The sequence below is a fragment of the Agrobacterium deltaense RV3 genome, from assembly GCF_900013505.1.
In the GTDB taxonomy this organism is placed as follows: Bacteria; Pseudomonadota; Alphaproteobacteria; order Rhizobiales; family Rhizobiaceae; genus Agrobacterium; species Agrobacterium leguminum.
In genome coordinates, this window is sequence record NZ_LT009746.1 from 233,062 (window position 1) to 247,245 (window position 14,184).

Sequence of the window (14,184 nt, forward strand, 5' to 3'; positions counted from 1 at the left end):
TCCCATACACATATGAGGGCATCGTCATGCAGACACGCGTGGCACGTCTATACGGCCAGAGGGACATTCGCGTCGAAACGCAGGACCTCATCGAGCCAGGGCCTGGCGAAGTGCTGCTCGCCATGGCGGCGGGCGGCATCTGCGGCTCCGATCTGCATTATTATCAGGATGGCGGCTTCGGTCCGGTCCGGGTGCGCGAGCCGATCATCTGCGGACATGAGGCATCCGGCCATGTGCAGGCGCTGGGAGAGGGTGTCAGCGAGCTTGCCATCGGCCAGCTTGTCGCCGTCAATCCGTCTCGGCCCTGCGGCCATTGCCATTTCTGCCTGAAGGACCAGCCGATCCATTGCCTTGAAATGCGCTTCATGGGCAGCGCCATGCGCCTGCCGCATGAACAGGGCATGTTCCGCGACCGGCTGGTGGTTCCCGCCAAACAATGCGCGAGATTTTCAGAGGATACCTCACCGGCTGAAGCCGCCTGCACCGAGCCGCTCGCGGTGTGCCTGCATGCCGTGGCCCAGGCCGGCGCTCTGGCAGGTGCAAAGGTGCTGGTGACCGGCGCAGGCCCCATCGGCCTCCTGACCATTGCCGCCGCCCGCCACGCCGGAGCAAGCATCATCGTCGCCACCGACCTTACCGATGCCGCACTTGAACGCGCCCCCGCCATGGGTGCCGACCGCACCATCAATGTCGCGAAAGACGCCGAGGCGCTCATCCCCTATCAGGACAATAAGGGTTATTTCGACGTCATTTTCGATTGCTCTGCCGCCGGTCCAGCGCTTCGCGCCGCCTTTGCCTGCGTGCGCCCGCGGGGCACCATCGTGCAGGTGGGCGTCACCGGCGACATCACCATTCCGCTCAACGCGCTGGTGGGCAAGGAAATCCTCTGGCGCGGCTCACAGCGTTTCCACGACGAATTCGCCATTGCCGCCGGGTTGATCTCCAGCCGCAGGATCGATGTGCGGCCGATCATTTCCCACAGCTTCCCGCTTGGCGAGGCGAAAGCCGCATTCGAACAGGCCGGAGACCGCTCTGCCGCCTGCAAGGTGCAGCTGACATTTTCCGCAGACTGATATTTGAGGATTTAAGATGAGACATACATGGCGCTGGTTCGGCCCGGTCGACAAGGTCACGGTTCAGGATGCGGCTCAGGCGGGCGCGGAAGGCATCGTCAGCGCGCTGCATCACATCGCCACCGGCGATGTCTGGCCGGTGGACGAAATCGCCAAACGGCATGAAGCCATCAAAGCCGGCGGTCTTTATTGGGACGTGGTTGAAAGCGTGCCGGTCTCCGAGGATATCAAGACCCAGACCGGTGACTGGAAAACCCATATAACCAACTGGCAGGAAACGCTGCGCCGCCTCTCCGCCTCCGGCATCCGCACCGTCTGCTATAATTTTATGCCTGTGCTGGACTGGACCCGCACAGACCTGCGCTGGGAAACCAGACACGGCGCAAAGGCGATGCGTTTCGACCTTCCCGATTTCGCCGCCTTCGACATCCACATCCTGAAACGTCCGGATGCCAAGGCCGATTATCCGGACTGGCTGGCGGAGGAAGCGGCAAAACGCTTCGCCGACATGCCGGACACGAAAATCGCCGCCCTCGGGCGCAATATCGGCGCGGGTCTGCCCGGTTCGGCGGATGGTTACACACTTGCCCAGCTTCTGGAAAAACTGCGGTCCTATCACGGCATCAACCGCGAAAGGCTGCAACAGAACCTTATCGACTTCCTCTGCGAGGTGACGCCGGTTGCCGAAGAGGTGGGTATCAACATCTGCGCCCATGGCGACGATCCGCCATGGCCGCTGCTCGGCCTGCCGCGGATTCTCTCCACCGAAGCCGACTACGCCCATATGCTCTCAAAGGTCGATAGCCGCGCCAATGGCGTGACGCTCTGCACAGGTTCGCTGGGCGCGCGGGCGGACAATGACCTGCCCTTCATCGCCAGCCGTTTTGCAGATCGCATTCATTTCGTACATCTGCGCAATGTGACGCGCGACACCGACACCGTGCCCTGCTCTTTCTTCGAGGACGAGCATCTGGAAGGCGGAACCGACATGGTCGCGGTCATCGCCGCACTCCTCACCGAAGAGGCGCGCCGCCGGGCGGAGGGCCGTGAAGACCACACCATTCCCATGCGGCCCGATCACGGCCAGGAAATCCTCGACGACCTGACGCGCGGCGCACAACCCGGTTATCCCGCCATCGGCCGGCTGAAGGGGTTGGCTGAGCTGCGTGGCATCGAACGCACGTTATCGCACAGCCGTTTCGGGCTGGCGAAGGGTGATCGCTAAGCGAAAGCGCGGCCGCGTTTGATCGGCTTTCTATCCGTCATTCCGGCCTCGAGCCGGAATCCAGCCGACGCGCGTCCGCGCGGCGAAAAGACTCCTTTCAGCCCAAGGACTTGGGCTGGCTGGATTCCGGCTCAAGGCCGGAATGACGGATGAGAGAACCTGCGGTCAATCGCGCCTTGAACTGAAGCCAAGAAAAAGCCCCGAGCCCACCGGCGACGACGCCGGCGGCTTTCACGGCGGCGTCCATCAAATGCGGATGACGGGTGGGCGACAGGAATTGCAGCGCCTCGATGCCGAAAGCCGCCGCAATGCCTGCCACGATGATCGCCAGCCAGTAACGCGGATAGGCGAGCACGAAGGCGGCCGAGCAGAAGGCGAAGGCCGCGGCGCGGTCCAGGCCCACCGTCGTCAGCGTTTGCGGACGAAAGCCGATAGGGCAAACTGTAACGATCACGATCAGCAGAAAAACCGACCAGGCGACATATTTCGGGAGTCTATTTGTCATCATGGCGTCACAATAGAGCGCCGTGCGCGTAAACGGAAGCGGGTCTTTTTCACGCCTTGCCCAATTAATCACACTTTTCGGTCAGATAGTTGAAAAACCGGCTTTCGCTCAGGCCCCACACGGGCTAAGGCAGAAGGCAACCGGGCGAGGATCGCGGCTGATGGCGTATTCGCTGTCGCCTTTCGGTGCAACGTCACGGTGTCGGGTGGATTTTCCACACAGGATCAGATTTTCAGGGAAGAGCACAATGAGTTTCAAGCCGCACGGCAAACATCTGGTTGCAGGAGAATGGGTCGCAACGGAAGCTAAATTCCGCAGCGAGCCTGCACATGGCGAAGCTTTCGATTTTTCGGTCGGCACCGTCGATCTGGTGAATGCGGCCTGTGAAGCTGCCGAAGAAGCCTTCTGGAGCTACGGTTACACCACCCGCGAGGAGCGCGCCGCATTCCTCGACACCATCGCCGATGAGATCGAAGCCCGCGCGGACGCCATCACCGAAATCGGCTCGTCCGAAACCGGCCTGCCCGCAGGACGCCTGCAGGGCGAACGCGGCCGCACCGTTGGCCAGCTGCGCCTTTTCGCCTCGCATATCCGCAAGGGTGACTATCTCGACCGCCGCCATGACGAGGCGCTGCCGGACCGCCAGCCGCTGCCGCGCCCGGATATCCGCCTGATGCAGCGTCCGATCGGCCCCGTCGCGGTCTTCGGCGCCTCCAACTTCCCGCTCGCCTTCTCCACGGCCGGCGGTGATACCGCTGCCGCTCTGGCAGCCGGCTGCCCGGTCGTCGTCAAAGGCCATTCCGCCCATCCCGGCACCGGCGAAATCGTTGCCGAAGCCGTTCTCGCCGCCGTCAAGAAGCACAATCTGCATCCCGGCGTCTTCTCGCTGATCCAGGGCGGCCGCCGCGATGTCGGTTCCGCGCTCGTGCAGCATCCGCGCATCAAGGCGGTCGGTTTCACCGGTTCGCTCGCCGGCGGCCGCGCGCTGTTCGATCTCTGCGCCCAGCGCCCCGAGCCGATCCCCTTCTTCGGCGAACTGGGGTCCGTCAACCCGATGTTCCTGCTGCCGGAAGCGGTTTCCGCCCGTGGCGAAGCCATCGCCAAGGGCTGGGCGGGTTCGCTCACCATGGGTGCTGGCCAGTTCTGCACCAACCCCGGCATCGCCGTCATCCTCTCCGAGCAGGCGGATGCGGTCGCTGAAACCGCACGTGCGGCCCTTTCGGAAGTCGGTCCGCAGGTCATGCTGACCGACGGCATCGCCGCTGCCTATCGGGACGGCCGTGACCGTATCGCTGCCGGCAACGGCGTGCGCGATGTTCTCACCACCACCTGCAACCTGCGCAATGCAACGCCTTACCTGTTCCGCGTTTCGGGCAAGGACTGGGTTGCCAACCATGCGCTCTCAGAAGAAGTCTTCGGACCCCTCGGCCTGATCGTGACGGTTGATAGCACCGAGGAAATGCTGGAAGTTGCCAAGAGCTTCGAAGGCCAGCTGACGGCAACCATGCATCTTGATGCCGGCGACGCCGAACTTGGTCGCAAGCTGCTGCCGATCCTCGAGCGCAAGGCCGGCCGCGTTCTCGCCAACGGTTTCCCAACCGGCGTGGAAGTCTCCGAAGCCATGGTGCATGGCGGCCCTTACCCGGCATCGACGAACTTCGGCGCAACCTCTGTTGGCACGATGTCGATCCGCCGCTTCATGCGCCCGGTTTCCTACCAGAACATTCCTTCGGATGTTCTGCCTGACGATATCCGCTAAAACTGATCGGGGCAGGCGCAGCGCTGCACCTGCCCTTTTTATTCGGCTTTACCGCCCTTCGGGAAATACGGCCTGACGCTGAAGCGTCAACCGCCTCCCCTTCTCCCGCCTCACGGTCCCCATCCAGATTTTTCCGTACCAAGACGTCGGCATCGGTTGACATCGCCCCCGCACGTAATGCTAATACGCAATCTCGTAACGTAATAACATTACAATCGTCCTTCAGAACCGATACCGGTTCGTATCCGCACGGGGATGATAACGCCTGGAAGGAACACCATGAGATTTTCCCTTCAACAGCACCTTGGCATGAGCGCGCTTGCCACGTGCCTTGCCCTCACCCTGCCGCTCGCCTCTGGCGTGGCGCAGGCGGAAGAAAGCGGCGACACCGTCAAGGAATGGCGGCTGTTCGTCGCCGATCACAGCCAGCCCGTGGTGCGCGCAATCAATTTCGAAACCGGCAAGGAACTCGGACGCTACGACCTCAAGGGCTATGCGGCGCTGACCGCCAGCGCCTCCGGCAAGACGGTCTTCGCGACGCAATCGGATGCCGACATGGTGCATGTGATCAAGACCGGCATCGTTTTCTCCGATCATGGCGAGCATCGCGATCTGGATGTGGAAGATGCGGCGCTTTTGCCCGTCACCTTCGAAGGCAAGCGCCCTTTCCACGTCGTGCCGCATGATGACCATGCCATTCTTTTTTATGACCGTGGCGGCAAGGCAGAGATCATCGATGAAGCAGCCCTGCTGGACGGCAAGGCCAAGGTCCGCACCGTCGATACGACCGCCCCGCATCACGGCGTGGCGGTGACCATGGGCCGTTACGTTCTGGTTTCCGTACCGAATACCGAGGTCGAAACGAAACCCGATACGCTGCCGCCACGCATCGGGCTGCGTGTTCTCGACAGGGAGGGCAAGCAGGTCGGCGAACAGGCGGCATGCACCGATCTGCATGGCGAGGCAACATCCGCGCGGCTTGTCGCTTTTGGCTGCAAGGAAGGCATTCTCGTTGCCCGCCCCGGCGGCACCGATGGTCCCAAGCTTGAAATGCTGCCCTATCCGGAAGATTTCCCGAAAGCCTATACCGGCACGCTGCTGGGCGGCAAATCCATGCAGTTCTTCCTCGGCAATTATGGTGAGGACAAGGTCGTCCTGATCGACCCTGACAGCAAGGACTCCTTCCGTCTGGTGGAACTGCCGACCCGGCGCGTCGATTTCATTCTCGATCCCGCCAATCCGCGCAACGCCTACATCCTGACGGAAGACGGCGACCTGCATGTGCTTGACGTGCTGGAAGGCGCCATCACCCGCAAGGCGAAGGTGACCGAACCCTACAGCAAGGACGGCCACTGGCGCGATCCGCGCCCACGTCTCGCTGTTGCCGATGGGCAGGTCGCGATCTCCGATCCGCGCCATTCCCTGATCCGCGTGGTGGATGCGGAAAGTCTGACGGAAACCCGCACGCTTGCGGTGGCAGGTCAGCCCTATTCCATCGTTGCCGTTGGCGGCTCCGGCGCTTCGCACTGATATCCAACAAAAGAAACCCCGTGCGCCTGAAGGACACACGGGGTTTCCTGATTTTGATGGGCCGTATTATCAGGCCGACTGCACAGCCTGTATCTTGTCGATGCCGCCGACAATGCCTGAGAAATCCTGCCAGACGCCCTGCGCGCCCTTGCGCCATTCATCCAGCGCTTCCGGCTGCAGCACCTTGCCGCCCTTCGAAAGCGCAAGCTCGACGGACTTCACTTCGTCCTCGACGATCAGCTGGTTGAAATATTGCGCGCCTTCGCTCGATGCTTCCAGGAGAACCTTCTTCTCTTCGTCGTCCAGCTGGTTCCAGAAGGTCGCACCGTAATAGACGACGCCTGAAGCCCAGATGTGGCCGGTTTCCGTCAGATAGGGCACGACCTCGTAAAGCTTGAAGCCGGCATAAGCGGACTTGGTGAGATCCATGGCATCAGCCACGCCGGTTGCCAGCGCATTATAGGTCTCGGTGATCGGAATACCGACCGGGGTGGTGCCGAAGGCGCTCCAGAGCTTGGTGTGCAGCGGGCTCTGGATAACGCGGATCTTCTTGCCTTCCAGCTGCTCCGGTCGGGTAACCGGCTCCTTGGTCAGAAGATGGCGTGCGCCGTAATTGATGAAATCGGCGGCGATGAATTGCTGGGCGGCGAGCTTCGTCTTCAGATCAGTGCCAGTCTCGCCCGTAACAACCTTGCGCACATGCTCGGCATCGCGGAACAGGAAGGGCAGATCGAGGATCTGCAATTCCGGTACCCAGCCGGAGAGCGAAGAGACGGTGGAAAGGCTCGCCTGAACCGATCCCAGACGAATGTTTTCCGCTACTTCCTTTTCGCCGCCCAGCGCACCGCTCTTGACGATGTTGAAACGGAAACGGCCGGGCAGCTTCGCCTCCACCAACTCGCTGATCTTCACCCAGATTTTCGTTTCCGGCTTGTCGTCGGCAAAAAGCGACGCGACGGTGAGGCTGCGGGTTCTGGCATGTGCCGTCCGCACGAAGGCGGGTGCGGCAAGCGTTGTGAAGCCGATGGCGGAGAGTTTGAGGAGATTGCGGCGATCGATAATAGTCATGATTGAAACCCCAAATTTAGAAGAAAATGGCCCAGGCGCACAAAATGGCGAGGGAAACGAGAAGCGAGACGAGATAAGGAACGACGGCCCGGAAAAGTGCTGTCGCCGGAATGCGGGTGACGCCGCTGACCACGAAGATCAGCATGCCGAGCGGTGGCGTCAGGCCGTGGATCATCAGATTGACCACGAGAATGACGCCGAAATGGATGGGATCAATGCCGGCTGCCACGGCTGCGGGCAGCAGGATCGGCCCGAAAAGCAGTATGGCAGCACCAATATCCAGCACCAGACCGACCACGAGCAGGATGAGGTTGGAGAGCAGGAGCACCGCAATCTTGCTGCCGCCCAGAAGCGTCACAAAATCGGTGACGAGGCCGGAGACATTGTCCACCGCCAGCAGGAAGGCGAAAGGCCCCGCCGTGCCGATCAGAAGACCGATGGCCGCCGCCTCACCCGCCGACTGGCGGAAGGTCGCGAAAATGCGGCCCGCGCCCAGCCGGTAACCGAAACCGAGAAACAGCGTATAAAGGGCGGCAAGGGCCGCAGCTTCCGTCGTGGTGACGACGCCGATGCGGATGCCGACCACCACGATGACGCCAAGCCCGAAGGCAGGTATCGCAGCCACGGCCGAACGCCACCGTTCGCTGCCTGTCGCGCGCGGCAGGGTATCGACGCTGCGCACGCTGAGATGGATCGCCACCGCAAGGCAGATTGCCATAAGCCCACCCGCGAAGAAGCCGCCAACCAGCAACGAGCCGACCGACAGGTTGGTGGCCGTTGCGAGGATGAGAAAGGCGATGGAAGGCGGAATGACATTGTCCAGCACCGAGGTGGCGGCAATGATCGCGCCCGCCTGCGCCGGCGGATAGCCGTGCTTCACCAGTTCCGGCTGGAAGGTGGAAGCGCCGAAGGCGGCATTGGCGACCGAAGAGCCGGATGCGCCGGAAAACAGCACGCTGGTCAGAAGCGTCGTCTGCGCCAGCCCTGCCCGTCGGTGCCCGACCATGGAGGCAGCGAAACGGACCAGCTGGTTGGCGACGCCAGATTCCGTCAGCAGGCTTCCGGCCAGCAGGAAGAAGGGAATGGCGAGCAGCAGGAATTTCGACATGCCGGTCACGGTTGACGAAACGATGGCCGGCTCCGGCAAGGTGCTGCCGAAGGCAATCGCCACATAAGCGGCGGCAAGGAAGGCATGGGCAAGCGGCGCAGCGAGCACCAGCCCCACGGCCGCCGTCAGCGCCAGAAACAGGCTCGGCGGCAGGTTCGTATCGACAAAAACTTCCGGCAGGCCGACATAGGCCACAATGGCGATGGCGAGAGATGCGAGAACGGCAAGCGCCTTGCCCTCACTGACACGCTGAAGCGCCAGATAGAGAAGGATAAGCGCGCCGCCCGCGCCGAGAAAGCCGAAACGCACCCATTCCGGCAGACCAAGCGTCGGAGATGTGCCGCCGAGCATCGCTGCGATCTCCACCCCGCCGAAAGCGAGGATAAGTGCTGCGATAAAGGAGAAGGCATCGGCCAGAACTTCGGTCGCCGCGTGAAATCGTTGCGGAAGGAACCGCACGAAGACATCGAGCCGCATGGCGAGCGCACTTTTGAGACTGAGCGGCGCACCGACAGCGATCATGGCCACATGCAGCCAGATGCCGAGGTCTTCCGCGCCGATGAAGCCTGTGTGAAACAGATAACGCAGCGTGACATTGACCAGCACCACCACGAGCAGCGCCGCAAGGATTGCTGCCGCGACCGCGCCGAGCACCGTGTCCAGAACGGCGAGCACCCGCTCGGCCACGCGTTGCGGGCCGATGCGTCTTTGTGCGATTGTCGTTGCCGGACTTACCGTCATGGGTTTCTTCTCCACTCCCAAAGCCATGCTCAGGAGGCCTTGGCCGAGAGATCGCGGTCGAACAAAGTCGACCACGTGAATTGTTTTGCCGCCGAGACCTCACGCGATACGTCGAGCCGCGGCAGAACCTTTTCGCCGAAGCGGAACGCCTCTTCCAGCAATGGCATGCCGGAAAGGATGAAGGTATTCACGCCCGCCTTCTTATAGGCCTCCAGCGTGCGGATGACAGTATCCGGCGAACCGACAATCGCGGTTCCCGGGCCCGGCCGCACAAGGCCAATGCCGGCCCAGAGGTTGGGCGCGATTTCAAGATCGCGCAGGTTCTCCGGTTTCTGTCCGCCGTGCATCGCCGTCATTCGCTGCTGGCCGACGGAATCGGTCTTGCCGACGAAACGCTGGTTGGCGGCAATGGCACGCTCATCCATGCGCCCGTAGAGATCAGCGGCGGCGGCCCATGCCTCTTCATCCGTATCGCGCACGATGACATAAAGGCGAATGCCGTATTCCAGTTCGCGACCGAGCTTTTCCGCGCGGGCCTTGACCAGATCGACCTTCGCGCCGATCTGATTCGGGGTTTCCCCCCAGGAAAGATAGGTCTCGACATGTTTGGCCGCGACGTCGATGGCCTTGTCCGAGGAACCGCCGAACCACAAAGGCGGCGGCTCGATGCCCTGCCCGACCGGGAGGGCGAGCTTTGCGCCCTCCGTCTGGAAATGCCGGCCCTTGAAATCGACCGTTTCGCCGGCAAAAAGCCGGTGCCATATCTGCAGATATTCATCCGCCATATCGTAGCGCTCGTCATGCGGCATGGTCATGCCGTAAGCGCCGAGCATCTTCGCATCGCCCGAGACGACATTTATCAGCAGGCGGCCGCGTGAAAACTCCTGAAGCGTCGCCGCCATCTTGGCGAGCAGCGTCGGCGCGACAAGGCCCGGATGAATGGCGACCAGAAACTTCAGCCGCTCGGTATAGGAAAGCAGCGCGCCCGCCAGAACCCAGACATCATGCGCGCCGGTGGCAAACAGCGCACCGGTGTAACCCAGCTGGTCGTAAGCGAGCGCCAGCTGTTTGTAATAACCGAGATCGACCTTGCGGGACCCTTCCGGCTGCCAGGGATAGGCACCATCGGGTGCGCACATGTACCAGAAAACATTCATCTGCCGCCTCCCGTGCTGGCTGATTGCCCGGTCAGAACCGGTAAATAGAAATGACCGTGCCTGTAAAGCGTATCGGCCTCCTCCTGCTGTTCGGCAAGGATATTTTCGGCAGCGGCCACGACGGAAAGGTCTCGCGACCTCAGCACCTTGGCCCAGGACTGTGCATCACCTTCGCTGCCCGTTTCGGCGGCGAGAAGGGCAGCGGCTTTGTCGATATCCGCCATCACGGCCCGGCCGACGCGATCCAGTTCGGCCGCAATTGCCTGCCCTGTCTCGCCCGCTATGTTGTGGCGCGCAAGCGTCCAGAATAGCGAACGGTTGGGAATGGTGGAGCCGCAACGGACAAGAAGGTTGATCTCCTCATGGGTCAGAGCCTTTTCCAGCCGCGGCGACATCGTCACCCAGGCATCGACACGGCCTTCCACGAGATCGCGCAGGCTATCGCTGTCGCCGCTTTCAATACGGATCACATCCGCAAGGCCAAGCCCCGCGCCTTCCAGACTGCGCGCCAGAAGATAGGTGTGAAACGATCCATCGATCAGCGAAATGCGCTTTCCCGAGAGATCAGCGGCTGAGCGGATCGGGCTATCGCGCCGCACGAGGATTGCGCCATTGGCGGGCCTCGGCGCGGAAGCAGCGATATAGACCGCCGAAAGCCCGCGCGCATCCGCCTCAATGGGCGGTGTCGAGCCGGTGCCGCCGAAATGGATGTCGCCCTTTTCCAGAAGAGCTGCCGTATCGCGGCCTTCACGATAGGCCACGAATTCCGGATCGAATTCTTCAAAGGCGCCGGGCCAGAGCCGGGCGAGACGTAAATGCAGATTGTTGGGATGAACCCCGATTTTCATGTCGACACCTCATTTCTCAGTCAATCTACTTTTTTATAGAATGTTTTCGAGGAACGTTTTGGCGATCCTCGTCCGGAAAGCGAAAGAGAAATCTACCAATCCTGTAGATTTTGAAAAATGCCAGACAGCGCTGAGATGAGGCTCTTCAAGCCATTGAAATTTTTCGCCATACAATCTACTTTTTTGTAGTTTGAAAAATGGGCCTGTAGTCGTGACGAAACCGGTTTCCAATCTCATCTGCCGCAGCGTGGTGGAAGCGAGCGAGCTTTTGAAGCTTGTCGCCAACGCCAATCGTCTGGCCATCGTCTGTTATCTAATGGAAACGGAAGCCTCCGTTTCCGCGCTGGAATATGAACTCGGTATCCAGCAACCCACGCTTTCGCAGCAGCTTGCCGAATTGCGTGACGCCGGTGTGATCGAAGGCTCACGGGAAGGCAAGGCGGTGATCTATCGTGTCACCGATCCGCGCATCGTCCAGCTGGTTTTGACATTGCGCGGTCTTTACACGGAGCTTTCCGATGTGACCGGCAAGAAAGGCAGACGGGCACTGCCGCTGGATGAGGCAATGTTCGACTAGCATGATCGACCTTTACACCTGGATCACGCCCAACGGCCTTAAAATCTCGATTGCGCTGGAAGAACTGGGCCTGCCCTATCGAAGCCACGCCATCGACATCGAAAAGGGCGAGCAATTTGCCGCCGATTACGTCCGCATCAATCCCGGCTCGAAAATCCCCGCGATTGTCGACGATGAAAACGGCACCGTCCTGACGGAATCGAACGCGATCCTCATCTATCTCGCCGAAAAGGTAGGCCGGCTTCTGCCCGCCTCCGCGACAGAGCGACTGGTCGTCACAGAATGGCTGATGTGGCAGGCCGCCAATTTCGGCCCGACACTCGGTTATGCCCATTATTTCCTGACCTACTATGCCGGACACGCCCCCTTTGCCGAGACACGTTTCGCGGCGGATGTGGCGCGGCTTTACCGGACATTGAACGACCGCTTGAGCGAGCGGGAATTCGTGGCCAGCGATTTTTCAATAGCCGATATCGCCATCTGGCCATGGGTCTCACGTTTCGCGCGCCACAAAATCAATCTCGATGATTTTCCGGCGGTACAGCGGTGGTATCGCCAGCTTGGACTGCAGGAGAGTTTTCAGCGCGGTTATCGCGTACCCTTCGCAACGTCGGACGTACCCGGACTCTAACAGGCGACGAGGTGGCCGGACGAAACCTCGCGATATTCACGCGGCTTGACGGCATAATCAACGGCGCGGATCGGGCTTTTCAGCTCGTCATTCGCAGCACCTCGCCGTGTGTTGCGGCGATCCGGGTCCGGCACCGGCACCGCCGCCATCAGCTTGCGGGTATAGTCATGTTGCGGATTGTCGAAGACAGCCGCACGCGGGCCGATTTCGACGATCTCGCCGAGATACATCACCGCCACACGGTGGCTGACGCGCTCCACCACCGCCATGTCATGGCTGATAAACAGAAAGGCAAGGTCGAGGCTCTGTTGCAGATCCAGCATCAGGTTGATGACCTGCGCCTTGATGGAAACATCCAGCGCCGAAACGCTTTCATCCGCGACAATCACCTTGGGCTGGAGCGCCAAGGCACGGGCGATGCAGATGCGCTGGCGCTGACCACCGGAAAATTCATGCGGGTAACGCGACGCCATGTCCGGTGAGAGGCCGACCTTTTTGAGCATGTCCGCCACCACATCCTTCGCCTCGCGGGCGCTTCCCATGCGGTGTTCCAGAAAAGGTTCGGCAATCGCGGCACCCACCGTCATACGCGGATTGAGCGATGCGAAAGGGTCCTGAAAGATCATCTGAACCGTCTTGCGCATGTCCCGCATGCCCGTCTTGTCGAGTGCGAGAATGTTTTCGCCGTTGACCACAACCGAACCGGCATCCGGCTCGATCAGCCGCATGATGGCGCGTCCGGTGGTGGATTTGCCGCAGCCACTTTCGCCCACCAATGACAATGTTTCACCGGCCCTGAGATCGAAAGACACGTTTTCCACCGCATGGACCCGGCCGCTGAGACGCCCCAGAAGACCGGAGTGAATATCGAAGCGCTTGGTCAGTCCCTCCACCTTGAGCACGGGCTGTGCGGCTGCGTCAACGGTATCGGCCGGACGCGCCGGCTCCTGCGTTTCCCCCGTGGTGGTGTTGACGATGGGAAAACGGAGCGGTCTTTCCTCGCCTTTCATCGACCCCAGAACCGGAACGGCGGACAAAAGTGCGCGCGTATAGGGATGTTTACCGCGGTGGAAGATATCCGCAGTCGCACCGACTTCCACCTGCTCGCCGCGATACATGACGACCGTGCGGTCGGCGATTTCGGCCACCACACCCATGTCATGGGTGATGAAGAGGACTGAGGTGCCCTCCTCTTCCTGCAGCGTCTTGATGAGGTCGAGAATCTGGCCCTGAATGGTCACATCAAGCGCCGTCGTCGGCTCGTCGGCGATCAGGAGCTTCGGCCGGGAAGCGAGCGCCATGGCGATCATCACGCGCTGGCGCATGCCGCCGGAAAAGCGATGCGGATATTCATCGAAGCGCGAGGCGGCAGACGGGATGCGGACCTTTTCGAGAAGGCGGATCGTCTCTGCCCGCGCATCGGCTTTCGACATCGGCTGATGGCACAGCAGGGCCTCGGAAATCTGGTCGCCGATGGTGAAGAGCGGATTGAGGCTGGTCATCGGCTCCTGAAAGATCATGGCGACCTCATTGCCCCGCACCCGCCGCATGGCGTCTTCAGAAAGGGAGAGCAGGTTGCGACCTCCGAGCAGGATTTCACCCTGCACCCTGCTGCTTTCCCGATCCAGCAGCCGCATGATGGAAAGCGAGGTAACGCTTTTGCCGGAACCGCTTTCACCGACGATCGCAACCGTCTCACCCGGCCCGACATCAAAGGAAATATCACGCACCACCGGTTTCCAGCCGCCATCCACGTGAAAAGACGTGGTGAGATTGCGGACGGAAAGCACGGCATCTTCGGCACGGAGCGGTGCTGACTGCGGCATGGTCATGATCGTTCCCTTCTTTTCTTCTCATTTGAACTCAGGCAGGGCGTCGCCGCCTGTTTCTTCTCCCCAAGGGGGAGAAGGTGGCCCGAAGGGTCGGATGAGGGGGCAACGCCAGCGATAGACCGCACCCTTG

The 14,184-nt window shown here is 61.2% G+C and carries 11 protein-coding genes and 1 pseudogene; 6 read left to right on the forward strand and 6 right to left on the reverse strand.

The features are described from left to right. The first annotated feature begins 26 nt into the window (after positions 1 to 26). Positions 27 to 1,073 carry an L-idonate 5-dehydrogenase gene (locus AGR7B_RS15490; RefSeq protein WP_080857238.1) on the forward strand — a complete coding sequence of 349 codons (1,047 nt, stop codon included), beginning with the start codon at positions 27 to 29 and terminating at the stop codon, positions 1,071 to 1,073. Between the two features lie 16 nt (positions 1,074 to 1,089). Further along, positions 1,090 to 2,298 (forward strand): mannonate dehydratase, encoded by a 1,209-nt coding sequence (gene uxuA / locus AGR7B_RS15495; protein ID WP_080857239.1) that lies wholly within the window; start codon positions 1,090 to 1,092, stop codon positions 2,296 to 2,298. 157 nt (positions 2,299 to 2,455) lie between these two features. Here uxuA and AGR7B_RS15500 read toward each other — a convergent pair. Then, positions 2,456 to 2,806 (reverse strand): annotated as a pseudogene (locus AGR7B_RS15500) (antibiotic resistance protein VanZ); the annotation flags it as partial. A gap of 244 nt (positions 2,807 to 3,050) precedes the next feature. Between AGR7B_RS15500 and AGR7B_RS15505 the strand changes: the two are divergent. Both AGR7B_RS15505 and aztD read left to right on the forward strand, forming a co-directional pair. After that, positions 3,051 to 4,562, forward strand: coding sequence for an aldehyde dehydrogenase (NADP(+)) (locus AGR7B_RS15505; RefSeq protein ID WP_080857241.1), 1,512 nt, complete (start codon positions 3,051 to 3,053; stop codon positions 4,560 to 4,562). A gap of 279 nt (positions 4,563 to 4,841) precedes the next feature. Further along, positions 4,842 to 6,092, forward strand: a complete 1,251-nt coding sequence (gene aztD, locus AGR7B_RS15510; RefSeq protein WP_080857242.1) for a zinc metallochaperone AztD — start codon at positions 4,842 to 4,844, stop codon at positions 6,090 to 6,092. A 69-nt stretch (positions 6,093 to 6,161) separates the two neighbouring features. Here aztD and AGR7B_RS15515 read toward each other — a convergent pair whose 3' ends face one another. From AGR7B_RS15515 to AGR7B_RS15530, 4 genes are read right to left on the reverse strand one after another with little or no spacing between them, the layout of a single operon-like run. Next, on the reverse strand, positions 6,162 to 7,160 hold the full coding sequence (locus AGR7B_RS15515) for a TRAP transporter substrate-binding protein (protein WP_080857243.1): 999 nt from the start codon (positions 7,158 to 7,160) through the stop codon (positions 6,162 to 6,164). A gap of 16 nt (positions 7,161 to 7,176) precedes the next feature. Continuing rightward, positions 7,177 to 9,009, reverse strand: a complete 1,833-nt coding sequence (locus AGR7B_RS15520) for a TRAP transporter large permease (protein WP_080857244.1) — start codon at positions 9,007 to 9,009, stop codon at positions 7,177 to 7,179. A gap of 29 nt (positions 9,010 to 9,038) precedes the next feature. Next, entirely contained in the window at positions 9,039 to 10,166 is a 1,128-nt protein-coding gene (locus tag AGR7B_RS15525) for an LLM class flavin-dependent oxidoreductase (protein ID WP_080857245.1), read from the reverse strand. Next, on the reverse strand, positions 10,163 to 11,014 hold the full coding sequence (locus tag AGR7B_RS15530; RefSeq protein WP_080857246.1) for an ABC transporter substrate-binding protein: 852 nt from the start codon (positions 11,012 to 11,014) through the stop codon (positions 10,163 to 10,165). Before AGR7B_RS15530 ends, AGR7B_RS15525 begins: the two co-directional genes overlap by 4 nt. Positions 11,015 to 11,225: 211 nt before the next feature. On the opposite strand from AGR7B_RS15530, the gene AGR7B_RS15535 reads away from it, so the two are divergent. After that, positions 11,226 to 11,591, forward strand: a complete 366-nt coding sequence (locus AGR7B_RS15535) for an ArsR/SmtB family transcription factor (RefSeq protein ID WP_065655633.1) — start codon at positions 11,226 to 11,228, stop codon at positions 11,589 to 11,591. 1 nt (position 11,592) lies between these two features. Beyond that, positions 11,593 to 12,222: a glutathione S-transferase family protein gene (locus AGR7B_RS15540; protein ID WP_080857247.1), complete on the forward strand. Its 630-nt coding sequence runs from the start codon at positions 11,593 to 11,595 to the stop codon at positions 12,220 to 12,222. On the opposite strand, the gene AGR7B_RS15545 is transcribed toward AGR7B_RS15540, so the two are convergent. Next, positions 12,219 to 14,054, reverse strand: a complete 1,836-nt coding sequence (locus tag AGR7B_RS15545) for an ABC transporter ATP-binding protein (RefSeq protein ID WP_080857248.1) — start codon at positions 14,052 to 14,054, stop codon at positions 12,219 to 12,221. The genes AGR7B_RS15540 and AGR7B_RS15545 overlap by 4 nt on opposite strands. Between the last annotated feature and the right edge of the window lie 130 nt (positions 14,055 to 14,184).